Source organism: Aurantimonas aggregata, assembly GCF_010500835.1.
Lineage (GTDB): Bacteria > Pseudomonadota > Alphaproteobacteria > Rhizobiales > Rhizobiaceae > Aurantimonas > Aurantimonas aggregata.
The window spans coordinates 1-23365 of sequence record NZ_JAAAMJ010000016.1; the positions used below are offsets into that span (position 1 = coordinate 1).

Below are 23365 nucleotides of genomic sequence, written 5' to 3' on the forward strand. Positions count from 1 at the left end.
AGTCGGTCGCCGCCAGGTCTGCAAATCGCAAGCGTGATAACTTCACAACAAACAATCAGCACACATCGCCATATCAACGAACGCCCCCGTCCTAAAAACGGGGGCGTTCGTGCGTCCGGATTCTGGAAATTAGCCGTGCCTGTGTCATGCGCGGCGGACAGCCGAGACCGGGCGAGGGCTCGGCTGCGGCGGTGTCGGTTCGGACGTCTGGCGAAGCCGACTCGTACAGCGGCGGCCGCCGTGTCGCCTGCCACTCTCAAGACTGCCGCGGTAACTGGGGCAGCGACGCACCCTGCCTGAAGAGGACTGATGGTTGCGGTGCGATCCGGGCCGCCACGCCGTGCCCGATCGGCCGCTGGCGCGCTTGCGGGCGGGTTTCTCGATTGACGTAAACGGAAACCATTGTCGTTCGCGTGCCGGTTCGGTTATCCCTAGCCTTCAAAACGGGAGGATAGAACCACATGGACAAACCCTGGCTGCAGCATTATCCCGCCGGCGTTCCCGCGGAGCTGCCGGCGTTCCCCTACCATTCGCTGGCCGAGCTTCTGGACGAGGCTTTCGCCAAGAACCGCGACAAGCCGGCTTTTCACTTTCTCGGCGCAACGATGAGCTTCGGCGAGATCGACGAAGCCTCCCGTGTCTTCGCCGCCTATCTGCAGTCGCTGGGGTTGAAGAAGGGCGACCGGGTCTCGCTGATGATGCCGAACGTCTTCCAGTACCCGGTCGCCGTGGCAGGGGTGCTGAGGGCCGGCATGGTGGTGGTGAACACCAATCCGCTCTACACGCCGCGCGAACTCGCGCACCAGCTCAGCGATTCCGGCGCCAAGGCGCTGGTGATCCTCGAGAACATGGCCAGGACCTTCCAGACGTGCCGGGCCGAGACCCCGGTCGAGCACGTCGTCGTGGCCTCGATGGGGGACATGCTGCCGAGGCTCAAGGGCCACATCGTCAATTTCGTGGTTCGCCGCGTGCGCAAGATGGTGCCGGCCTATGACCTGCCGAGCGCTGTAACGTTCAAGCAGGCGATGGCGAAGGGGCGCGCTGCCACCTTCCGGCCCGAACGGAGCGAGCTCAGCGATGTCGCGGTGCTGCAATATACCGGCGGGACGACGGGCGTCGCCAAGGGTGCTACGCTCACCCACGGCAATATCGTCGCCAATGTCCTGCAGTCGGAATTGTGGAACCAGCCGGCACTGCGCGGCCTGAAGCCGGGCGAGCAGCAGCTGACGGTCTGCGCGCTGCCGCTCTACCATATCTTCGGATTCACCGTGAACATGATGCTGTCGATGCGCAACGGCGGCTGCAACATCCTGATTCCCAATCCCCGGGACATCAAGGCGACGCTGAAGGAGCTGAAGAAGCATCGCTTCCACTCCTTCCCGGCGGTCAACACGCTGTTCGGCGCGATCGCCCGGCATCCCGATGCCAAGGATGTCGACTGGTCGGGGCTGAAGCTCTCCGTCGGCGGCGGCATGGCGGTGCAGGCGGCAACGGCCGAGCTGTGGCGCAAGACCACCGGGAGCTCGATCTGCGAAGGCTACGGCCTGTCGGAAACCTCGCCCTCGGCGAGCTGCAACCCGACCGATGCGACGGAGTTTTCCGGGACGATCGGCATGCCGCTGCCGTCCACCGAATTCCGCATCATCGACGACGCGGGCAACGATCTGCCAATGGGCGAACGCGGTGAGATCGCCATCAGGGGGCCGCAGGTGATGGTCGGGTACTGGAACCGGCCGGACGAGACCGCGCAGGTGATGACCCGCGACGGCTTCTTCCGCACCGGCGATGTCGGCATCATGGACGAGCGGGGCTGCTTCAAGATCGTCGATCGCAAGAAGGACATGATCAACGTCTCCGGCTTCAACGTCTATCCGAACGAGATCGAGGAAGTCGCGACGCGCATGCCCGGCATCGTCGAGGCCGCGGCGATCGCCGTCATGGACGCCAACTCCGGCGAAGCGGTGAAGCTGTTCGTCGTCGCCAGCGATCCGGCGATCACCGAGGACGCGGTGAAGGCGTTCTGCAAGGACAATCTCACCGGCTACAAGCGGCCCCGCGAGGTGGTGTTCCGGGACGAGCTGCCGAAAAGCGGCGTCGGCAAGGTGTTGCGGCGCGAATTGCGGGATTAAGGCGGCGACGCACGGCGCGGCGCGGCGCGGCGGCCGGGCGCTTCTCAGCCGAAGGAGGTTCTGCTAGCCTTCGCGCGTGCGATGACAGATCGGCTTGCGCGTCCGCTGGCCGAAGGAACGTTTTTGTTCCGGGTTTCGGCGAAGCCCCCCTTTTCATTCATCGTGCTGTCGCATATATCCCTCTCACCGGCGGCGCATTGAGTCGCACGGTCGTGACGCGGGGTGGAGCAGCCCGGTAGCTCGTCAGGCTCATAACCTGAAGGTCACAGGTTCAAATCCTGTCCCCGCAACCAAAATCGCCCGTGAAGCCCTTGGCTTCGCGGGCGTTTTCGTTTGTTGCGACAGGCGTCCTCGGCCCCTGGCATTTCGTCGTCTTTATGTCCCTCCTGCCGCCCACTTGGTGGCTCTGGTGGCTCGGCCTGGATATTTGGGTCAGGCCCAAGGAGGGCGCGGCTTGGAAGCGGATCGCCTGCGTCATGCCGGGGTCGTGAAGCAGCCCATGGCGGCGAAAGCTTCGCCTTGGCCACTCGTCAGGTGCGGCCAGCCGTGGCGCCAGACGCTCATCGCGCCCCTGAAGGCGTGAGTCCCATTTCCCAAGCCATCGAGCCGCGTCTCACCCGTTCGGAGCAGGCACCAGTTGCGGCACCAGCCACAGATAGACCAGCATGCCGAAGAGCTCGACGAGCGACTGGAAGACGATGACAACGGTCGCGGTCTGCCACTGTGGGGCCAGCGCCAGAGCCAGGGGCAGGACGAGAAACGAGTTCCGGGTGCCGAGGCTGAAGATCAAAGCGCGGCTGGCGGGGGCAGAGAGGCGCGCGAGGCGGCCGAGCGCCAGCCCGATCAGCAGGGCCGCGACGAGGAAGGCCAGAAAGGCGCCGAGCACCTGGCCAAGGACCGGCGTCGCGGCAAAGACAGCGTCGACCTGCGAGGCCGCGATCATGAACAGCACCAGCGCCAGCAGCGGCACAGGCAGCCAGCCGGTTGCCGCGATGCGCCCGGCACGCGATGCCTTGCGCCCGGCCCAGACTTCGGTGAGCCAAGCGGCCAGCAGCGGCAGGAGCAGCAGCGTGGCGAAGACTGTCGCGATCCGGTCCGCCGCCAGCAGATCGAGGAAGGTCTCGCCCATGAAGAGCCAGAGATAGGCAGGCAGGAGCAGGAGCTGGAGGATCAGGTTCACCGGCGTGACCGCGATGGCGCGGGGCGTGTCGCCGCCGCCGAGATGGGTGAAGGTGACGTACCAGTCGGTGCAGGGCATCAGCAGCACCAGGACGACGCCGAGCCGGATCGCCGGGTCGTCCGGGACGACCAGAAGCAGGCTCCAGACAAGAAGCGGGATCAGGACGAAATTGCCGGCCAGCACAGCGCCGATGAAGCGGCCATCGCGGAACCCGCGGGAAATTCCGGTGAGCGGCACCTGGGTGAAGGTGGTGTAGAGCAGGAATCCCAGGGCCGGCCAGAGCGTGGTTTCCAGGAACGGGGCGACGGCCGGTGCCGCGGTCCCGGCGCCGAGTCCCGTGATGATCGCGGCGAGATAGAGCCAGACCTGGTGCCGTTCGAGCTGCTGCCTTGTCACGTCACCAACTTCGCCTGCTTTCCTGCCTTCGAGCCCGAACCCGGCCGAACCTGGCGGATCAGGCCTTGCCGGCAAGCAGCGCCAGGCGCAACTGCTTTTCGACCTCGATGACGGCGAAGAAGACGATCCCGATCCCGACGATCAGTATGCCGTCCAGCGGCGACACGGCAACCGTGCCGAACGCGTCTTGCATGAAGGGCACATAGGTGAAGGCGAACTGGGCGGCGGTGACGCCGAGCACCGTCGCCCAGACCATCTTGGTGCCGCGCACCGCGGCCCAGGTCAGTGAGGTGCCGTAGAGGTTGCGGATGAAGAACAGGTGGAAGATCTCGAGAACCACGATCGTGTTGACCGCCATGGTACGGGCCAGGACGTCGGAATGGCCCTGGTCGATCGCGTAGGCATAGATGCCGAAGACACCGGCGAGGAACAGCAGCGAAACGAGGACGATGTGCCATGTCAGACCGGCGGAAAGCAGCGATTCGCCGCGCGGACGCGGCGGGCGGCGCATGGTGTTCTCCTCCGTCGGCTCGAAGGCGAGCGCGATTCCGAGCGTGATGCTGGTGACGAGATTGATCCAGAGGATCTGGATGGCGGTCACCGGCAATGCCATGCCGAGGAGCAGCGCGACGATGATCGTCAGCGCCTCGCCGGCATTGGTCGGCAGGGTCCAGCTGATCACCTTCTTGATGTTGTCGTAGACCGTCCGGCCTTCGCGGACCGCGGCGACGATCGACGCGAAATTGTCGTCGGCCAGCACCAGCTCGGCCGCTTCCTTGGCCGCTTCGCTGCCCTTCAGTCCCATGGCGATGCCGGCATCGGCGCGCTTGAGGGCGGGCGCGTCGTTGACGCCGTCGCCGGTCATGGCGACGGTCAGCCCGCGCGACTGCAGCGCCGTGACCAGCCGCAATTTGTGCTCGGGGCTGGTCCTGGCAAAGATGTCGGTCTCGGCAACGGCGTTGCTGAGCGCGGCGTCGTCCATCATGTCGAGATCGGTGCCGGTCAGCACCCTGTCGGGGTTCTGGAGGCCGATCTGCCGGCCGATGGCTGCCGCCGTCCCGGCATGGTCGCCGGTGATCATCTTCACGCGGATACCGGCCTCGTGGCATTGGACGACCGCCGCGATCGCTTCCGGCCGCGGCGGATCGATCAGCCCGACCAGCCCGACGAGGACGAGCTTTCCCTCCAGATCGGCATGGCCGAGCGCCGCGTGCCCATCCGCCATCGTGCGGGTGGCGATGGCGAGCACGCGCTGGCCCTTCGCGGCGATGGCTTCGGCCGCTTCGTTCCAGGCGTGTTCGTCGAGCGCCTCGCTGCCACCGTCCGGGCGGCGCTGCGTCGCGCACATCGCCAGGATGCGCTCCGGCGCGCCCTTGGCGCTGGCGAGGGTGGTGCCGTGCGTGTTGCGGTCAAGCGTGGCCATGTAGCGATGCCGTGCATCGAAGGAAATCTCGTCCACACGGCGCCACTCGGCGCGGGGTGAGGGGGTATCGCCGCCGATCTTGCGCGCCAACGCCAGCAGCGCGCCTTCCATCGGGTCGCCCTGGATCGTCCAGTTGCCGTTTTCGCCGTTGAGCACCGCGTCGTTGCACAGCGCGGCGGCGCGCGCGATTTCGCGCAGGGCCTGATTTTCCCCAGCATCGACGACCGTCTCGCCGCGGCGGATGGCGCCTTCGGGCGCGTAGCCTTCGCCCTCGACCATGAACGCGTCGCCGGCTGTGACCACCGAGGCGACCATCATCTCGTTGCGGGTCAGCGTGCCGGTCTTGTCGGTGCAGATCACCGAGACCGCGCCCAGCGTCTCGATCGCCGGCAGGCGCCGGACGATGGCGTTGCGCCGTGCCATGGCCTGTACGCCGACCGCCAAAGTGATGGTCAGGACGGCGGGCAGGCCTTCGGGGATCGCGGCGACGGACAGGCCCACCACGATCATGAACATGTCGGCGAAGGCGAAATGCTCGAGGAAATAGCCAAAGGCGAGGAGGATCGCGGCGATCAGCAGGATCAGTACCGTCAGCCAGCGCGAGAAGCGATCCATCTGCTGGACGAGCGGCGTCGTCAGCGTCTCCACCGACGACAGCATGCCGCTGATCCGTCCGATCTCCGTCGCCGGGCCGGTGGCGACCACGACGCCGCGTCCGGTGCCGGCGGCGACGAGCGTGCCGCTGAAGGCCATGGCCGTGCGGTCCCCCAGGGGGGCGTTGGCCGCGGCGGCGGCCGTGCTCTTTTCCACTGGCAGCGACTCCCCGGTGAGGATCGCCTCCTGGACGAGGAGCCCCTTCGTCTCGAAGAGACGGAGGTCGGCGGGGACCTTCTCGCCGGCTTCCAGAAGTACGATGTCACCGACGACCACGTCCGCGCTGTCGACGGTACGTCGCTCGCCGTCTCGCAGGACCGACGTGTGCGGCGCCAGCATGTCGCGGATGGCTGCCATCGCCTGTTCGGCGCGTCCCTCCTGGATGAAGCCGATGACGGCGTTGGCGATCACCACCACGAGAATGACGGCCGTGTCGATGAAATGGCCGAGCACGGCCGTGACGATCGCCGCGGCGATGAGGACGTAGATCAGCACGTTGTGGAAATGGCGAAGGAAGCGCAGGACCGGGCTGCGTTTCGGCGGCTCGGGCAGACGGTTCGGCCCGTGTTGGTCCAGGCGCCGGAGGGCTTCGTCCTGGCTGAGCCCGCCCCTTCCGGTATCGAAGGCGACGAGGGTGGCCTCCGCATCGAGCGCGTGATGCGGTATCGGCGTCGCGGCGTCGTTCATGGGGCATCCTGCAATGATCGGAGCGGGCCGGCCCCCACGAGGGAGCGCAGCCGGAAGAATGAGATCACGCACCGCTCGACGGCAACGCGCAGAGCGGCTGCACGCAGCTTCGCGCGGATCGGACCAGGGCGCCTTGTCCTCGATCAATCCGGGTCTGCCGACCCTGCCGGCCCGAGGCGGTTCCGGCGCGCAAGAATGTTCGGCGGGGTGCGTTGCCGACGCTCGACTGGCTCCCGCGCCCCGTCCGCGCTATCCCTGCGGCAACAGCCACGCAGGGGACTACATGAACCGACCGAATATCCTGATCATCATGGTCGACCAACTCAACGGCACGCTGTTTCCCGACGGGCCGGCAGACTTCCTGCACGCGCCGGTCCTGAAGGCGCTGGCGGCCCGGTCGGTGCGGTTTCGCAACGCCTATACGCCGAGCCCGCTCTGCGCGCCGGGACGCGCCGCGGTCATGTCGGGGCAGCTGCCGTCGCGCAACGGCGTCTACGACAATGCCGCGGAATTTCCCTCGGCGATCCCGACCTATGCGCATCATCTGCGGCGTGCGGGCTATTACACCTGCCTGTCCGGCAAGATGCATTTCGTCGGGCCGGACCAGTTGCACGGCTTCGAGGAGAGGCTGACGACCGACGTCTATCCGGCGGATTTCGGTTGGACGCCGGACTACCGCAAGCCGGGCGAGCGGATCGACTGGTGGTACCACAATCTCGGCTCCGTCGCGGGGGCGGGGGTCGCCGAGATCACCAACCAGATGGAATATGACGACGAGGTTGCCCACCACGCCGAGCAGAAGCTCTACGATCTGTCGCGGGGCGCCGACGACCGGCCTTGGGCGCTGACCGTGTCGTTCACCCATCCGCACGATCCCTATGTCGCCCGGCGGAAGTTCTGGGACCTCTACGAGGATTGCGATCAGCTGGCGCCGGCGGTGGGGGATATCCCCTACGAGCAGCAGGACCCCCACTCGCAGCGGCTCTACCGCGCGAACGACTCCACCAGTTTCGACGTCACCGAGAACGAGGTCCGCCGGGCGCGGCGGGGCTATTTCGCCAATATCTCCTATCTGGACGAGAAGATCGGCTCGATCCTCGACGTGCTCGCCCGCACGCGGATGGACGACAACACCATCGTCGCCTTCCTGTCGGACCACGGCGACATGCTGGGCGAGCGCGGCATGTGGTTCAAGATGAACTTCTTCGAGGGCTCGGCCCGCGTGCCGCTGATGCTGATGGCCCCCGGGCTCGATCCACGCAGCGTCGACGCGCCGGTGTCGACCATCGATCTGGCGTCGACGCTCTGCGATCTCGCCGGCATCGACCTCGAGGCAGTCGCGCCGTGGACCGACGGCCACTCGCTGCTGCCGGTGGCGCGCGGCGGCGCGTCGCCTGCGCCGGTCTACATGGAATATGCCGCGGAAGGCTCGGAGGCGCCGCTGGTGTCGATCCGGCGGGGACGCTTCAAGTTCAACCATTGCGAGCTCGACCCGCCGCAGCTCTTCGACCTAGACGCCGACCCGTACGAACTGGTGAACCTGGCGGCCGATCCCGCCCATGCCGAGACGCTGGCGGGCTTTGAGGCCGAGATGCGGGCGCGCTGGGACATGGGGCGTTTCGACGCCGACGTGCGCGAAAGCCAGGCGCGCCGCTGGGTGGTCTACGAGGCGCTGCGCAACGGCGCCTATTATCCCTGGGATCACCAGCCGCTGCAGAAGGCGTCGGAGCGCTACATGCGCAACCACATGGACCTCAACACGCTGGAAGAATCGCAGCGCTTTCCGCGCGGCGAATAGGCCGATTCGTGTCGCGATACGGCGCACCGTCTCGTCTACCTCCTCAAGGCGAGCGCATTTGGTGCGCTTGCTGACGAAAAAGCGGGCGATCGACGCGTTTCGAGGCTGTCATGAAAGCTTCATGATTGTGTCATGGACCGGTTTTGAAGCACTCTTACCAACAGCGGCTTGGACACGCTCGGCAACAGGGCACGAGAGTCGCTTCAACGGTGAGGAAACCAACATGACCCGCAACCTTCTCAAGGCCGCCGTCGCGGTCGGCGCGCTGATCGCCGGCGCCAGCCAGGCCTTCGCCGTCACCGAGCTGCAGTGGTGGCACGCGATGACCGGCGCCAACAACGAAGTCGTCGACACGCTGGCCAAGGAATTCAACGAGTCCCAGGACGCCTACGCGATCCAGCCGGTCTTCAAGGGCACCTACCCGGAGACGCTGAACGCCGGCATCGCCGCCTTCCGCGCCAACCAGCCGCCGGCGATCATCCAGGTCTTCGACGTCGGCACCGGCGTGATGATGGGCGCCGAGGGCGCCGTTATGCCGGTGGCCGAGGTGCTCGAGGCCGGTGGCTACGCGTTCGACAAGTCGAACTACCTGCCCGGCATCGTCGCCTATTACTCCAAGCCGGACGGCACCATGCTGTCCTTCCCGTACAACTCGTCCTCGCCGATCCTCTATTACAACAAGGACGTGTTCGAGAAGGCCGGGCTCGACGTCGATGCCCCGCCAGCCACCTGGCAGGAGGTCTTCGAGGCCGCCCGCACGATCAAGGAATCCGGCGCGGCCGAATGCGGCTTCACCACGACCTGGCTGACCTGGATCCATCTGGAGAACTTCGCGGCCTGGAACAATCTGCCCTACGGCACGCAGGAGAACGGCCTCGCCGGTACCGATGTCCAGCTCGAGGTCAATGCGCCGATCTATGTCGAGCATTTCCAGGCGATCGCCGATCTCGCCAAGGACGGCGTGTTCCGCTACGGCGGCCGCACCTCGGAAGCCAAGCAGCTCTTCCTGTCGGGCGAGTGCGGCATCCTGACCGAGTCCTCCGGCGGTCTCGGCGACGTGGTGAAGTCGGGCCTCAACTACGGCATCGGCCAGCTTCCCTATGACGCCAACGCCGAAGGCGCACCGCAGAACACCATCCCGGGCGGCGCCAGCCTCTGGGTGTTCGGCGGCAAGTCCGACGACGAGGTCAAGGGCATCGCGGAGTTCTTCAACTTCCTCTCGCAGCCGGAAATCCAGGCTCGCCTGCACCAGGTGTCCGGCTATCTGCCGGTCACCATGGAAGCCTACGAGCAGACCAAGGCGTCCGGCTTCTACGACGAGAACCCAGGCCGCGAGACGCCGATCAGCCAGATGATGGGCAAGGCGCCGACCGAGAACTCGAAGGGCGTGCGCCTGCCGAACCTGCCGCAGATCCGCGACATCCAGAACGAGCAGTTCGAGGCGATGCTGGCCGGCGACATCGACGCCCAGACGGCGCTCGACCGGATCGTCCAGCTCGGCAACGAGGCGATCGCCGAAGCGCAGTAAAATCCTGCGATCGTGCCGGGCGGCGTTCGCCCGGCACTTCTTTATCTGCCCGCGGCGATCACGCCGAGCGGGCCAGCATGAATGTCGCCCCTGGTGAAAGCCATCTTCCCGAACAAGTGGTTGCCCTATCTGCTGCTCGCGCCGCAGGTGGCGATCACGCTGGTCTTCTTCTACTGGCCGGCCAGCCAGGCAATCTACCAGTCGCTGCTCAGCCAGGACCCGTTCGGGCTGCGCACCCGCTTCGTCGGGCTCGACAATTTCCAGGCGGTGCTCTCCGACCCCGCCTATCTCAACGCCATCAAGGTCACCGCGATCTTCTCGATCGCGACGGCGGTGCTGGCCATGACGCTGGCGCTGCTGCTGGCGACGTCGGTGGAGAAGGTGCTGCGCGGCAAGACCTTCTACCGGACGCTGCTGATCTGGCCCTACGCCGTGGCGCCGGCCGTCGCGGGCATGCTGTGGCTGTTCATGTTCAACCCGGCGATGGGCACCTTCGCCTACATGATGCGGCGCAACGGCTATGACTGGGATCCGCTGCTCAACGGCGACCAGGCGATGGTGCTGGTGGTGGTCGCCGCGGCCTGGAAGCAGATCAGCTACAATTTCCTGTTCTTCGTCGCGGCATTGCAGTCGATCCCGAAATCACTGGTGGAAGCCGCGGCGATCGACGGCGCCGGCTCGACCAAGCGCTTCTGGACCATCGTCTTCCCGCTGATCGCGCCGACGACGTTCTTCCTGCTGGTGGTCAACACGGTCTACGCGTTCTTCGACACGTTCGGCATCATCGACGCGGTCACCGCCGGCGGCCCGGCGCGGGCGACCGAGACGCTCGTCTACAAGGTCTATATCGACGGGTTCGTGAACCTCAATCTCGGCAGTTCGGCGGCCCAGTCGGTGATCCTGATGGCGATCGTCATCGCCCTGACGGCGGTGCAGTTCCGCTACGTGGAGAAGAAGGTGCACTATGGCTGATGCCCTGACGAGGCTCGCATGATCGAGCGCGGCGGCATCGGCCGCCCCATCGCCCACCTGGTGCTGATCCTCGGCGTGCTGATCGTGGCGTTCCCGATCTACTACACTTTCGTCGCCTCGACGCAGACGCTGCAGACCATCCTGCGGCCGCCGCTGCCGCTGGTGCCGGGCGGCGAGTTCGTCGACAATTACAGCCAGGCGCTGTTCGGCGGCGTCGGCCGGATCGGCGGCGTCGGGGTGGGCACGCTGCTGTTCAACACGACGGTGATGGCGCTCGGCATCGCCATCGGCAAGATCGTCATCTCGATCCTGTCGGCCTTCGCCATCGTGTTCTTCCGCTTCCCGTTCCGCATGGCGTTCTTCTGGCTGATCTTCATCACCCTGATGCTCCCCGTCGAGGTGCGCATCCTGCCGACCTACAAGGTGATGGTCGATCTCGGCATGATCGACACCTATGCCGGGCTGATCCTGCCGCTGGTCGCCTCGGCGACCGCGACGCTCCTGTTCCGGCAGTTCTTCATGACGATCCCGCCGGAGCTGGTGGAAGCCGCGCGCATCGACGCGGCCGGGCCGATGCGGTTCTTCCGGGACATTCTCATCCCGCTGTCGAAGACCAACATCGCCGCGCTCTTCGTCATCCTCTTCATCTATGGCTGGACGCAGTATCTGTGGCCGCTGCTCGTCACCAACGACAACCAGATGAACACCATCGTCATCGCGCTGAAGAAGATGGTGTCGTTTGCCGACGCGGACACGCCGTGGCCGCAGGTGATGGTCACCGCGATCCTCGCCATCGCGCCGCCGGTCCTGGTGGTCGTCTTGATGCAGCGATGGTTCGTGCGCGGCCTCGTCGAATCGGAGAAATAGGCTTGGCTCGCATCGAACTCACCGACATCCGCAAGGTCTATCCCGGCGGCGTCGAAGCGGTGAAGGGCGTCTCGCTCGGCATCGACGACGGCGAATTCGTCGTGCTGGTCGGGCCGTCCGGCTGCGGCAAGTCGACCCTCCTTCGCATGGTCGCTGGGCTGGAATCGATCACTTCCGGCACGATCCAGATCGGCGAGCGGGTCGTCAACGAGCTGGAGCCGGCCGAGCGGGACATCGCCATGGTGTTCCAGAACTACGCGCTCTACCCGCATATGAGCGTGCGACAGAACCTCGAATACGGTCTGAAGAACCGCAAGATGCCGAAGCCTGAGATCGCCCGGCGGGTGGACGAGGCGGCGGGAATCCTCGAGATCGCGCCGCTGCTCGCCCGCAAGCCCGGGCAGCTTTCCGGCGGCCAGCGTCAGCGCGTCGCCATGGGCCGCGCCATCGTCCGCGAGCCCGCGGCCTTCCTGTTCGACGAGCCGCTATCCAATCTCGACGCCAAGCTGCGGGTGCAGATGCGCGCCGAGATAAGGCGGCTGCAGCGGCGGCTGGCGACCACCAGCCTCTACGTCACCCACGACCAGCTCGAGGCGATGACGCTGGCCGACCAGCTGGTGGTGATGAACGGCGGCAGGATCGAGCAGGCCGGCAGGCCAATGGATCTCTACGAGCGGCCGGCGACCCTGTTCGTCGCGACCTTCATCGGCTCGCCGGCGATGAATCTCGTGCCGCTGGATGCGGCCGGCGGGGCGGGCGAGGGCCTCGTCGGCCTCGACGGGCTGCCGGGCGGCGTCTCGGACGGCGTCGTGCTGGGCATCCGCCCCGAGCACATGCGGCTGGTCGAGGCTGATGCGCACGAGGCCGGAGAGTTCGTGGCGGATCTCACGGTTACCGGCGTCGAGGTTGTCGGGGCGGAGAGCTACGTCTTCGGCGCCCTGGCGGAGAAGGGGCCGGAGATCGCCGTGCGGGTGCCGGGATACAGCCATCTGGAGCCGGGCACCAAGGTCCGGGCAGCGGGGCGACTTGATGCGGTCCACCGTTTTGATGGCGCCAGCGGCCGTCGGCTCGACTGAGCCGAGCCAGATCAGCCTGCTTCAGGCGTTTCGAGCGTCTGGCGGCCAGCCCTGCGCTGGCAGCATGTATGCCCTCCTCAATCTGCATGGGTTCCCTGCTTTGGCACGGTCTGCCGCGTCTTGCGGCAGTGCACATAAGCGCCTACAAGGAAGGCACAGACGCATGCGGGAGAGACCAGCCGAGAGGCTGGCGCCGAAGGAGCAACCGCCCCGGAAACTCTCAGGCAAAAGGACCGCTGCGTCGGCGCGAATTCCGAAGAGCGACATTCCCTTGGGGATGTCCGCCGAAGGAGAAAGCGGCGCGAGGAATTCTCCGCGTTCCGTGAAACTCTCAGGCTCATGACGGGAGGGGCATGAACGACATCCCCGCTGCGGCGGGATGAGAGGATCGTCATGACTTCCATCGCCGTCATCGGTGCGGGCATCACCGGAATCACCACCGCCTACCAGCTTCTCCTTCGCGGCTTCGACGTCACGGTCTTCGACCGCAACGCCTATGCGGGCATGGAGACCTCCTTCGCCAATGGCGGCCAGCTTTCGGCGTCGAACGCCGAGGTGTGGAACCAGCCGAGCACCTTCCTGAAGGGGCTCAAATGGATGCTGCGCAAGGACGCGCCGCTGCTCGTCCATCCGGCGCCCTCATGGCACAAGATCAGCTGGATGCTGGAATTCGTGCTGGCGGCCCGCAGCTACGAGGCGAACACCATCGCCACGACGAAGCTTGCCATCGAGGCCCGGCGGCATCTCCTGGAGATGGCCGACAACGAGGGCTTCGACTTCGACCTCGAGAAGCGCGGCATCCTGCACGTCTACGAGACGCAGGGCGAATTCGAGCATGCCGCCAAGGTCAACCGGCTCCTGGAAAAGGGCGGGCTCGCGCGCCGGTCGGTGACGCCGAGCGAGATCGCCGCCATCGAGCCGGCGATCCGCGGCAATTTCATCGGCGGGTTCTTCACCGAATCCGACTTCACCGGCGACATCCACAAATTCACTCGGCGCCTCGCCGAGGCCTGTATCCGCAAGGGCGCGAGCCTGCAGTTCAACGCCGACGTGCGCTCCCTCGCGACGCGCGCCGGCGGCGGTGTCGACGTCGTCTGGCAGGGCGGCGCCATGCCCGCCAGGGAGCCGCGCCGCGACCACTTCGACGGGATCGTCGTCTGCGCCGGCGTCGGCAGCCGCCGCTTTGCCGCTCAGCTCGGCGACCGGGTGAACATCTATCCGGTCAAGGGCTACTCCGTGACGGTCGAGCTCGCCGATGCGGCGAGCCGCGAGGCCGCGCCGTGGGTCAGCCTGCTCGACGAACATGCCAAGATCGTCACCAGCCGCCTCGGCGCCAACCGGCTGCGCATCGCCGGGACGGCGGAGTTCGCCGGCGAGGATCGCGACATCAAGGCCTCGCGCATCCGTCCGCTGGTCGAATGGAGCCGCAGCCGCTTCCCGGGCGTGTCGACCGATTCCGTCGTGCCCTGGGCCGGCCTGCGCCCAATGATGCCGGACATGCTGCCGCGCGTTGCCCCCGGCAAGCGGCCGGGCGTCTTCTACAACACCGGCCACGGCCATCTCGGCTGGACGCTGGCGGCCGCCACCGCCGACATGATCGCCGACCAGGTCTCCGGCAGCTTTGCCGGTGCGCGGGCACCCGGCCACGCGCCGGCGCACGCTTCCCGGACGTTCGCTTCCAACGCCGCCTGACGTTCGGCACGCTGTCCCGACAAGGGGCGGCGTGCAGGAAACTTCTCCCCCTGCCCATCACCGCTGCGACACTCGACCCGACACGTTTGGGACGGGAGCGATGCATGGCGGTGGAGAAAATGGTGCTGGCGGCAGCGCGGCGCGCCGGCGAGGCGACCGGCGTCGATCCGAGGGTGCTGCTGGCGGTGGCGCTGGTCGAGACGCGGGCCGTCGCGCTGGCGGTGTTCGATGGCCGGGCAGAGCCGCTGATCCGCTTCGAAGGGCATTATTTCGACCGGCTGCTGGCCGGGCCGGCACGTCAGCGCGCGCGGGCCGAGGGCCTGGCGCACCCGCGCGCCGGGGCTGTCGCCAATCCCGGCGCCCAGTCGGCGCGCTGGCGGCTGTTCGAGCGGGCCGCAAGGATCGATCCGGCGGCGACGATCGCCTCCACGTCGTGGGGGCTCTGCCAGGTGATGGGCGCGCACTGGCAGGCGCTCGGCTTTTCCAGCGCCGAGGAACTGCGACGCACGGCCCGCCTGTCGGTCGACGGCCAGTTCGCGATAGGCGCGCGCTTCCTGACGCTTGGTCATCTCGACAGGCGGCTGGCGGATGGCGACCACGCCGGCTTTGCGCGGCGCTATAACGGCCCCGGCTACAAGCGCAACCGCTATGACGCGAAGATCGCGGCGGCGTGGCGCGAGGCGCACCGGTTGCTTGCGGCGCCCGCCGATGATGCACCCCTTGCGCGGGGCACGCGCGGCGCGGCAGTGAAGGACTTGCAGGCCGGCCTGCGCCAGCACGGCCACGCCGTCGCCGTCGACGGACTGTTCGGACCGCTCACGGAAGCGGCGCTGAGCGCCTTCCAGCGGTCGGTTTCGCTGGCTGCGACCGGCGTTGCCGATGCTGCGACCCTCGCGCGCCTCGCCCGCCCCCTCTAGTCCACGGCTGAGGCAATTTCTGGCTGCGAGGGAGCCGTTGCCTGTGTTAGGTCGGGTCATGTCGCAGCCGCCGCTCATCGATTCCCGCCGCCACGCCGTCTTCCTCGATTTCGATGGGACGCTCGTCGATCTCGTGGACGATCCGAGTGCGGTGGTCATCGCGCCTGCCGCGCTGGCGCGGCTCGAGGCGCTGCGGGCGGAGCTTTCCGGCGCCCTGGCGATCGTCAGCGGCCGCCGGATCGCGGATCTCGACCGCTTCCTGTCGCCGTTGCGCTTTGCCGCGGCCGGCGTCCACGGGCTGGAGCGAAGGCTCCACCCCGATGGCGCGGTCGAGCGGCTGGCCGGCCCGGAAACGCTGGACGCCCTCCGCGCGGCGCTGGCCCCGACGCTTCTGGCGGAAAGCCGGCTGACGCTGGAAGACAAAGGCACGGCGCTGGTCCTGCATTACCGGACGGCGCCGGATCTCAAGGATCGTGCGGAACAGGCCATGACCGAGGCGACGCAGGGGCGCGACGATCTGGTCGTCATGCTCGGCGACAACATCGTCGAGGTGCACCCGGCCGGCATGGACAAGGGTGTCGCCGTCGCCGAGATGCTGCAACAGCCGCCCTTTGCCGGAAGGGTTCCGGTGTATGTGGGGGACGACACGACCGATGAATTCGCCCTCAGGCATGTGCGTGACAATGGGGGTGTCTCGATCAAGGTCGGAACGAAGGAGAGCGTCGCGGCGCATCGCCTCGCCGATGTCGGGGCCGTGCACCACTGGCTGGGCGCCGCGACGTGAGCGACGGATTTTGCCCGATGGGACGAGGCGGAGCCGGCGCTTGCCGGTTCCAGGGTGGCGGGAAGGGATCGAATGGCTGACCGACAGCGACGACTGGTGGTGGTGTCCAACCGCGTGGGACCGCTCAACGACGAGGGCAAGGCCGGCGGTCTCGCCGTGGGCCTTTCCGACGCGCTGAAGCGCCGGGGCGGGCTGTGGTTCGGCTGGAGCGGCGACATCTCCGAGGAAGGTACGTTCAGCGCCGAGCATACCGAGGTTCAGGATCATGTGGCGATGACCACCATCGACATGAACCAGGAGGATATCGACGGTTTCTACTACGGCTACGCCAACCGCTCGCTCTGGCCGCTGCTGCACTACCGGCTGGATCTTGCGCATTTCGACCGCCAGTCCGACCGGGTCTATCGCTCGGTGAACCAGCGTTTCGCCTCGCGTCTCGCGCCGATGCTCGCCGAGGACGATCTCGTCTGGGTCCACGACTATCATTTCTTCTATCTCGGATCGGAGCTGCGCCAGTGCGGCTACGAGGGCCGGCTCGGCTTCTTCCTGCACATTCCGTTCTGCCCGCCGGAGATATTCACGGCGCTGCCGGCCAGCCACGACATCGTGCGCGCCATGCTCGCCTATGACGTGGTGGGCTTCCAGACCGAGACCGACCGGCGCAATTTCGTGGCGTTCTGCATCCGCGAACTGGGCGGCGAGAAGCTCGACGGCCGCCGCGTCCGGGTCGGCGACCGCACCGTGCTGGCCCAGACCTTCCCGATCGGCATCGACGCGCACGGCTATTCGCGCTTCGCCACGTCCCCGGAGGCCGGCGAGCACGAGGAGATGCTGCGCGATCTCGCCGGCGACCGCCTGCAGATCGTCGGCGTCGACCGGATGGATTATTCCAAGGGGCTGGTCGAGCGCTTCCGCGGCTTCGAGCGCCTGCTCGAGGACTATCCGGAGAATCGCGGCAACGTGCAGTTCCTGCAGGTCGCGCCGCTTTCGCGCTCGGAACTCGGCGCCTATGTCGACCTGCGGCGGGAACTGGAAGAACTCGCCGGGCACATCAACGGCCGCTTCGCGACGCTCGACTGGACGCCGATCCAAATCATGACGCGCGGCTTCACCCGCCGCGCGCTGGCGGGGATCTACCGCGCCGCGCGGGTCTGCCTGGTGACGCCGCTGCGGGACGGGATGAACCTCGTCGCCAAGGAGTTTGTCGCCGCGCAGGCAGCGGACGACCCGGGCGTCCTGGTGCTGTCGCGCTTTGCCGGCGCGCGCGCCGAACTGTCCGACGCGCTGATCGTCAATCCCTATTCGACCGACGACATTGCCCGCGCCCTGCAGCGGGCGCTGACGATGTCCTTCGACGAGCGCAGCCATCGCTGGGAGCACATGCGCGAAGCGGTCTTCGCCGGCACGGCGGCGCACTGGTGCGACGACTTCCTGGCGTCGCTCGAAAGCTTCGACCCGGTCACGCCGGAGACGGACGCAGCCTGACCGCCACCAGCAGCGCGATCAGGCCGAGAGCCAGCACGGATGCCGAGGCGGTGAGCGCCAGATTGTAGTCGGCGTCGCCGGCGACGAGAAAGCCGGCGACCAGCGGTCCGAGCATCTGGCCGAGCCCGAATCCGGCGGTCAGGACGGCAAAGCCGCGGCCGCCGAGCCCGTGGCGGCCGAGCGGCATGGTCAGCACGGTGATGGCCATGAAGGTGCCCCCGAACAGCAAAGCGGCAAGCAGGGCCGCCGTGGCGGAGCTGCTCAGCACCGGCAGCATGACCCCGAGAATCTGCGCGACGTAGGCAGAGGCGAGAGCCGCCGCAAAGCCGATGCGCTGCGCGATCATCGACCAGATCAGGCAGCTCGGCAGGCCGGCGAGGCCGACCATGATCCACACCCAGTCGCCCATCTCCGCCAGTCCCGGCCGGCTCTTGACGATCGCCACGATGAAGGTGGCGAAGACCGAATAGCCGAGGCCTTCGCAGGTGTAGTTGACGAGCAGCGGCCAGAACGGCAGCGGCCGCGGCACGCGCCGCCGCGGATCGGGCTGGCGCGTCAACGCCGGCAACTGGCGGTCGCGCACCTCGGCAATGATCACCGGCACCAGCGGCACGCAGATCAGGCCGGCGGCGATCCAGAGCCCTGATGCGTCGAGGGCCGGGGAGGCAGCGTGGACCAGCAGACCCGACACCGCGATCCCCGAGCCGACGCCGCCGAACACCCAACCGAGCTTGGCCTCGGCACCGATGCCCGCCAGCGCTTCGGCGATGATGCCGGCGGCGGCGATCATCGCGAAGGCGCTGGCGAGACCGGACACGCCGCGCAGCACCAGCCAGGCGGCGAGATCGTCGGTCAGGCCCATGCCGATCGTCGTTGCGACGCTGGCGACGAGGCCGATCTGCAGCGCCCGGCGCCGTGACGGCCCGGCCGGCACGAAGGAGGCGAGAATGGACCCTGCCAGATAGCCGGCGAAATTGGCCGCCGCGATGATCCCCGCGACGTCCGGCCCGAAGCCGTAGTCGCGCTGCATCAGCGGCAGCAGCGGTGTGTAGATGAAACGGCCTACCCCCATCACCACCGCGAGGGTGAGGAAGCCGCCGAGCAGCAGACGGTGGGTGGGGTTCATGGGGTGGGATCCGGTAAGGCGGCGGACGATGGTCACGCGACAATAGGCGTCGAAGCGACAAGGCGAGAGGATGCCGACGATACAGCCGCAAAGGTAAGGAGGCCAAACATTATCGGACCGTATCGCTGATGCCTTCGCAAGCCCTATGTGCAGCCCTGCAATCGAAGGATGACGGACATGTCCCACAAGAAGTCGCCCGTGCGCCTCGCCGATCTCGATCTGACGACGCGGATCGACGAGCAGGACTACGAGACACGGCTCGCCGACGCGCAGACCTGCTTCCAGCAGATCCACCAGGCCTACCTCAAGACGAGCGATGATGGCGTCGTGGTCTTCGAAGGGTGGGATGCGGCCGGCAAGGGCGGTGCCATCCGCCGCATGGCAAGCGTCATGGACCCGCGCGGCTTCCGGGTATGGCCGATCGGCGCGCCCACGGGGCGCGATGCGGAACGCCACTACATGGCCCGGTTCTGGGAAAGGCTTCCGGCCGAGGGCGAAATCGCGGTGTTCGACCGGTCCTGGTATGGCCGCGTCCTGGTCGAGCGGGTCGAGGGCCTCGCAACAGAGCCGGAATGGGAGCGCGCCTACGAGGAGATCAACGCCTTCGAGAAGCAGCTCGTCGACGGGGGAACGCGGATCGCCAAGGTGTTCCTCTACATCGACCGCGACGAGCAGCTGAAGCGCTTCGAGAAGCGGCTGCACGATCCGCTGAAGCGCTGGAAGCTCTCCTTCGAGGATTTCCGCAATCGCGACAAATGGGACGATTACGAGCGGGCCGCCGACGAGATGCTGGCGCGCACCGACACGGCCTGGGCGCCCTGGCACGTCATCCCGGCCAACCAGAAGAAGTTCGCCCGCGTGGCCGCCCTCGAGGCGATCGGAGCACGGCTTTCCACCGGTGTGGATCTGTCGCCGACGCCCCTCGACCCCGAATTGGAAGCGCGCTTCCTCCGCGAGACCGCTGGTTGACGATGCGGGCGCCGGCCCGGAAAAGGAGGCCGTATATCGAAAGCCCGGGCCGATCCTTCGATCAGCCCGGGCTCAAGCTTTCGAGTGCCCCGCGCGATCAGCGCGACGCGGCGACGATGCTGGCGATCAGCCCGGAGGCCGCGGCGACCAGCAGATAGTCGTTGTCGACGCGGACCCAGCGCTGGCCGTTGGCCGGTCGGCGCAGGCCCTGGCGCTGCCAGTCGTTGACCGCCCGGCCGCGATATTGCGCCGGGACCGGCCGCCGCGATGGCGCCAGTTTCGCTGCTGCTGACGGGCGTCGCGGCGATCGTGGCGAACGTCCTTGCCGCGATGGACGACGGTCTTCTGCTTGACGACCGTACGGTGGACTTCCTTGCCACCGGCGGCGCTGGCCGGCGAGGCGAAAGCCGGGAGCGCGACCGCGAGGCTGAGCGCGACGGCAAGTGATTTCATGAACATGGCTTGATCTCCTGACGTCCCTGTCGGTGAACTAACCGCGCCCGACGCCCATCGATCCGGTTACGAAACGTGTCTTTTGTTGCGGAGCCCGTCAGGCCGCCAGCGGCAGCCTCACGGTCTGCTCCAGCCCGCCGCCCGGCCGGTTGACGATGCTGATCGAGCCGCCGGCCCCGTCGATGATCTCCTTGGCGATGGCAAGCCCGAGCCCCGCACCCGGCTTGAACTGGCGCCGGCCGGGGTCGACCCGGAAGAAGGGCTCGAAGGCGCGGCCGATCACCGCCTCGGGGATGCCCGGTCCGTCGTCGGCGATGACGATCACCGCCTCCTTACTGTTGCGCCGGAGGCTGACATGGGCGCCGCCGCCATGCAGCGCGGCGTTGTCGATCAGGTTGCGCAAGGCGCGCTTCAGCGCGAACGGCCGGGCGGCGGCGGAGAGTGGCTCCTTGCCGGGGTCGACGTCTTCCACGATGCGCCCGATCTCGCGCAACTCGGCGGCGATCTCGCAGACCAGCGGCCCGAGCGCGATGGCCTCGCCGGGCGAGGGGTCGACCTCCTCGCGGACGAGACGGATGGCGCTGTCGGCGATGCGGTCGAGCTCAGAGAGATCCTTCAGCCAGACCTCGCGATCCTCGTCCGGCAGGAACTCGGCCCGCAGGCGCATCCTCGTCATCGGCGTGCGCAAATCGTGGCCGGCGGCGGCGACGAGGCGCATGCGGCTCTCGATCGCGTCGCGCACCCGGCTGGTCAGCCGGTTCAGCGCCGCGGCCGTGGCGCGGACTTCCGCCGGTCCGTCCTCCGGCACATGCGCCGGCAGGCCGTCTGTGCCGACCGTCGAGACTGCCTCGTCGAGCAGCCGCAGCGGCCGCGTGACCTTGGTCGCGGCAAACAGCGATACCGCCGCGGCGCCGGCGACGACGAGAGTCATATAGAAGACGAAGACCGGCCAATTGCGCGGCGGGAAGCCGGGATAGGGCAGATAGGCCCATTCGCCGGGCGCGAACTCGAACGCCAGCTGGCGGGTGCGCGCTTCCGGATCGCCGACGATGCGCACGGGGATGTCGAGACCGGCCTGCGTCAGGGAATCCTGGATGCCGCGCGCCTCGCGGACCATGAAGCCCGGCTCGCGCAGCGGCTCTCCGGCGGTGACGATGCCGTGCCGTTCGGCCGCGGAGGGGTCGTCTGCGAGCACCGAGGCGAGGATCCGCACCTCCTCCGAAAAGGTCTGGCGGAAGCTCTCGCGGTCGGGCCGCTCGATGACCTGGACCGAAACCGCCGCGGCGATGGCGACGACGCCGACGATCGCCAGGACCAGCAGGATCGCGAATCGCGCCCGCAGCGAGCTCATTGCTCGGGCTCCTCGCGCCGGTCGACCCGCGCGGCGAACTGGTAACCGCCGTTGCGGACGGTCTTGAACAGGCGGAACACGCCGCCGTCGCTGAACTTGCGGCGCAGGCGGCTCATCGTCACGTCGACGGATCGGTCGAAGGGATCTGCAGTGCGCCCGTGCAGGAGGTCCATCAGCACGTCCCGCGACAGCACGCGGCCGGGCCGGTCGAGGAAGATCATCAGCATGTCGAACTCGGCGCCGGTGAGGACGATCTCCTCGCCGTCCGCGGCCCGAACGATGCGGCGCTCCGGGTCGACGGAGAAGCCGTCGAAATGATAGAGCGCCGGCGCGCGCTCGGCGGGGGCCTCGCCGCCGCGCCGCAGCACTGCCCGGATCCGCGCCGCCAGCTCGCGCGGATTGAACGGCTTGCCGAGATAGTCGTCGGCGCCGAGCTCGAGGCCGATGATGCGGTCGACATCCTCCTTGAGGGCGGTGAGAAGGATGATCGCCATGTCCGGCCGGCGCTCCTTCATATCCCGGCACATGTCGAGGCCGGAGCCGTCGGGCAGCATCACGTCGAGCACGACGAGGTCGATGCGGGAATCGCCGATCTTCTGCTCGCAGGCCCGCCGGGACGCGGCGATCGAACAGCGAAATCCCTGGCTCTCGAGATAGCGCCCGAGAAGGCGGCCGATTTCCGGGTCGTCGTCGACGACGAGAATGTGGGGCTGGCTCATGCTGCGCATCCTGAGGCTCGTCATCTTTTCTCGCCGGGGCCGAGGCGCGAGGCGAGGGAATTCTTGTAACGCGAGGTTGCAGGGCGCGCTTTGGCAACGTTTTGCAACAACTCTCCGCCGCGTGGCCATGTTTCGCAACACTTGGCCGCAAGACGGCAACATCCGGCGCCTAGGTTCAGGGTCCACCAGTCATCGAACGAGAGGATATTCGCATGACCCGTCTTTCCATGAATTCCCGCCGCCCGTCGAAACTGATCGCGCTGCTCGGCGCGGCGCTTATGGCCGGCACCGGTGCCGCCTATGCCCAGGCACCCACACAAGGCCCGGCCGGCGCAACCCAGGCCGGTCCCGCGACGCCAGGCGCTGAGCGCGGCGACGGTCCCCGCATGGGACGTGAGCGCGGCGGTCGTCACCACATGCAGCGCGGCCATCATGGCCCGCGCGGCGGCCACCACGGCCAGATGATGCGGATGTTCTCGCCGGCCAAGGTCGCCGGTGCGCTTGCCGCCATCGAGACCGGGATCGGCGTGCAGCCGGACCAGATGGCCGCCTGGCGGACCTTTTCCGGCGCTCTCGTCGCCTTCGCCGATGGCGCGCAGCCGCCGTACATGGGTCCGCGTCGTGGCGGCCGCATGATGATGCCGAACGCCGGGGCGGCGCCTGAGGCGCCGGGCGCCTTCGAGGATTCGCAGCTCGAAGAGACGATCGAGGATCAGGTCGAACTGCCGGGCGACGATGCCGATGAAGGCGCAGACTCGGTCGACACCGCTGACGATGCCGACGACACCGTCGCGGCAGAGGCAGCCGGACCGGGCTTCATGATGCTCGACCGTATGGCCGACCGGGCGATCGAGCAGGGCGAGCGGGCCGAGACGCTGAAGGCCGCACTGGCCGACCTGCAGCAGACGCTGACCCCCGAGCAGATCGACACGGCGCGCAGCCTGGTGCGCTCGATGATGCGGGACGCGCGCAAGGAGCACCGCGCGGAGATGCGCGAGCGTCGCGGCGGCCGTGATGGCGAGATGCGGCACGGCAAGCCGGGTCACGGCGAGCATCACCGCAACCACGCCGAAGACGGCAAGGGCAAGGGCCCCAAGCACGATCGCGACTGACCGAAGGGCCATCGACTGATGCCAAACGGCTGGTCCCTCGCGGGACC

At 67.5% G+C, this 23365-nt stretch carries 19 protein-coding genes, 1 tRNA gene and 1 riboswitch; of the genes, 14 read left to right on the forward strand and 6 right to left on the reverse strand.

Annotated elements, in window-relative coordinates; translation table 11 throughout:
• Positions 1-461 precede the first annotated feature (461 nt).
• Both GTW51_RS17150 and GTW51_RS17155 read left to right on the forward strand, forming a co-directional pair.
• Positions 462-2129: a long-chain-fatty-acid--CoA ligase gene (locus GTW51_RS17150; RefSeq protein WP_163045268.1), complete on the forward strand. Its 1668-nt coding sequence runs from the start codon at positions 462-464 to the stop codon at positions 2127-2129.
• Between the two features lie 216 nt (positions 2130-2345).
• Positions 2346-2422 (forward strand) — tRNA-Met (locus GTW51_RS17155).
• Positions 2423-2742: 320 nt separating this feature from the next.
• Here the strand turns inward: GTW51_RS17155 and GTW51_RS17160 are convergent.
• Both GTW51_RS17160 and GTW51_RS17165 read right to left on the reverse strand, forming a co-directional pair.
• Positions 2743-3705 (reverse strand): bile acid:sodium symporter, encoded by a 963-nt coding sequence (locus GTW51_RS17160; RefSeq protein ID WP_163045269.1) that lies wholly within the window; start codon positions 3703-3705, stop codon positions 2743-2745.
• 58 nt (positions 3706-3763) lie between these two features.
• Complete coding sequence (locus tag GTW51_RS17165; protein ID WP_163045270.1) at positions 3764-6469, reverse strand: cation-transporting P-type ATPase; 2706 nt, start codon at positions 6467-6469, stop codon at positions 3764-3766.
• Between the two features lie 283 nt (positions 6470-6752).
• On the opposite strand from GTW51_RS17165, the gene betC reads away from it, so the two are divergent.
• The 9 genes from betC (at position 6753) to GTW51_RS17210 (ending at position 17588) form a co-directional block, all read left to right on the forward strand.
• Positions 6753-8267: a choline-sulfatase gene (gene betC, locus GTW51_RS17170; protein ID WP_163045271.1), complete on the forward strand. Its 1515-nt coding sequence runs from the start codon at positions 6753-6755 to the stop codon at positions 8265-8267.
• Between the two features lie 223 nt (positions 8268-8490).
• Positions 8491-9795 carry a sn-glycerol-3-phosphate ABC transporter substrate-binding protein UgpB gene (gene ugpB / locus GTW51_RS17175; protein ID WP_163045272.1) on the forward strand — a complete coding sequence of 435 codons (1305 nt, stop codon included), beginning with the start codon at positions 8491-8493 and terminating at the stop codon, positions 9793-9795.
• 81 nt (positions 9796-9876) lie between these two features.
• The gene (gene ugpA / locus GTW51_RS17180) at positions 9877-10767 is read left to right on the forward strand and encodes a sn-glycerol-3-phosphate ABC transporter permease UgpA (RefSeq protein ID WP_425483274.1); all 891 of its coding nucleotides are present in this window, start codon (positions 9877-9879) and stop codon (positions 10765-10767) included.
• Between the two features lie 18 nt (positions 10768-10785).
• The gene (gene ugpE, locus GTW51_RS17185) at positions 10786-11634 is read left to right on the forward strand and encodes a sn-glycerol-3-phosphate ABC transporter permease UgpE (RefSeq protein WP_163045273.1); all 849 of its coding nucleotides are present in this window, start codon (positions 10786-10788) and stop codon (positions 11632-11634) included.
• A 2-nt stretch (positions 11635-11636) separates the two neighbouring features.
• The gene (locus tag GTW51_RS17190) at positions 11637-12710 is read left to right on the forward strand and encodes a sn-glycerol-3-phosphate import ATP-binding protein UgpC (protein WP_163045274.1); all 1074 of its coding nucleotides are present in this window, start codon (positions 11637-11639) and stop codon (positions 12708-12710) included.
• A 156-nt stretch (positions 12711-12866) separates the two neighbouring features.
• A riboswitch (glycine riboswitch) is annotated at positions 12867-12955 on the forward strand.
• Between the two features lie 148 nt (positions 12956-13103).
• Entirely contained in the window at positions 13104-14402 is a 1299-nt protein-coding gene (locus GTW51_RS17195; protein ID WP_163045275.1) for a D-amino acid dehydrogenase, read from the forward strand.
• A gap of 104 nt (positions 14403-14506) precedes the next feature.
• Positions 14507-15319 (forward strand): N-acetylmuramidase domain-containing protein, encoded by an 813-nt coding sequence (locus GTW51_RS17200; protein WP_163045276.1) that lies wholly within the window; start codon positions 14507-14509, stop codon positions 15317-15319.
• Between the two features lie 58 nt (positions 15320-15377).
• The gene (otsB, locus tag GTW51_RS17205; protein WP_163045277.1) at positions 15378-16103 is read left to right on the forward strand and encodes a trehalose-phosphatase; all 726 of its coding nucleotides are present in this window, start codon (positions 15378-15380) and stop codon (positions 16101-16103) included.
• Between the two features lie 72 nt (positions 16104-16175).
• A complete protein-coding gene (locus GTW51_RS17210) occupies positions 16176-17588 on the forward strand; it encodes an alpha,alpha-trehalose-phosphate synthase (UDP-forming) (protein WP_163045278.1) in 1413 nt (470 codons plus the stop codon).
• Here the strand turns inward: GTW51_RS17210 and GTW51_RS17215 are convergent.
• Complete coding sequence (locus tag GTW51_RS17215) at positions 17563-18714, reverse strand: YbfB/YjiJ family MFS transporter (protein ID WP_163045279.1); 1152 nt, start codon at positions 18712-18714, stop codon at positions 17563-17565. The two genes, GTW51_RS17210 and GTW51_RS17215, sit on opposite strands and share 26 nt — an antisense overlap.
• A gap of 177 nt (positions 18715-18891) precedes the next feature.
• On the opposite strand from GTW51_RS17215, the gene GTW51_RS17220 reads away from it, so the two are divergent.
• Positions 18892-19683 carry a polyphosphate kinase 2 family protein gene (locus GTW51_RS17220; protein ID WP_246233237.1) on the forward strand — a complete coding sequence of 264 codons (792 nt, stop codon included), beginning with the start codon at positions 18892-18894 and terminating at the stop codon, positions 19681-19683.
• Positions 19684-19780: 97 nt separating this feature from the next.
• Here GTW51_RS17220 and GTW51_RS24635 read toward each other — a convergent pair whose 3' ends face one another.
• Positions 19781-19960 carry an RcnB family protein gene (locus tag GTW51_RS24635; protein WP_203566152.1) on the reverse strand — a complete coding sequence of 60 codons (180 nt, stop codon included), beginning with the start codon at positions 19958-19960 and terminating at the stop codon, positions 19781-19783.
• On the opposite strand from GTW51_RS24635, the gene GTW51_RS23595 reads away from it, so the two are divergent.
• Positions 19951-20130, forward strand: a complete 180-nt coding sequence (locus GTW51_RS23595; protein ID WP_203566147.1) for a hypothetical protein — start codon at positions 19951-19953, stop codon at positions 20128-20130. The two genes, GTW51_RS24635 and GTW51_RS23595, sit on opposite strands and share 10 nt — an antisense overlap.
• Positions 20131-20233: 103 nt before the next feature.
• Here the strand turns inward: GTW51_RS23595 and GTW51_RS17230 are convergent, their stop codons facing one another.
• Together GTW51_RS17230 and GTW51_RS17235 are read right to left on the reverse strand one after the other, a co-directional pair.
• The gene (locus GTW51_RS17230) at positions 20234-21487 is read right to left on the reverse strand and encodes an ATP-binding protein (protein ID WP_163045281.1); all 1254 of its coding nucleotides are present in this window, start codon (positions 21485-21487) and stop codon (positions 20234-20236) included.
• Complete coding sequence (locus GTW51_RS17235; RefSeq protein WP_246233238.1) at positions 21484-22206, reverse strand: response regulator transcription factor; 723 nt, start codon at positions 22204-22206, stop codon at positions 21484-21486. The genes GTW51_RS17230 and GTW51_RS17235 overlap by 4 nt, the downstream gene beginning before the upstream one ends.
• 212 nt (positions 22207-22418) lie before the next feature.
• Here GTW51_RS17235 and GTW51_RS17240 point away from each other — a divergent pair, with 212 nt between their 5' ends.
• On the forward strand, positions 22419-23318 hold the full coding sequence (locus tag GTW51_RS17240) for a hypothetical protein (RefSeq protein ID WP_163045283.1): 900 nt from the start codon (positions 22419-22421) through the stop codon (positions 23316-23318).
• Positions 23319-23365 lie beyond the last annotated feature (47 nt).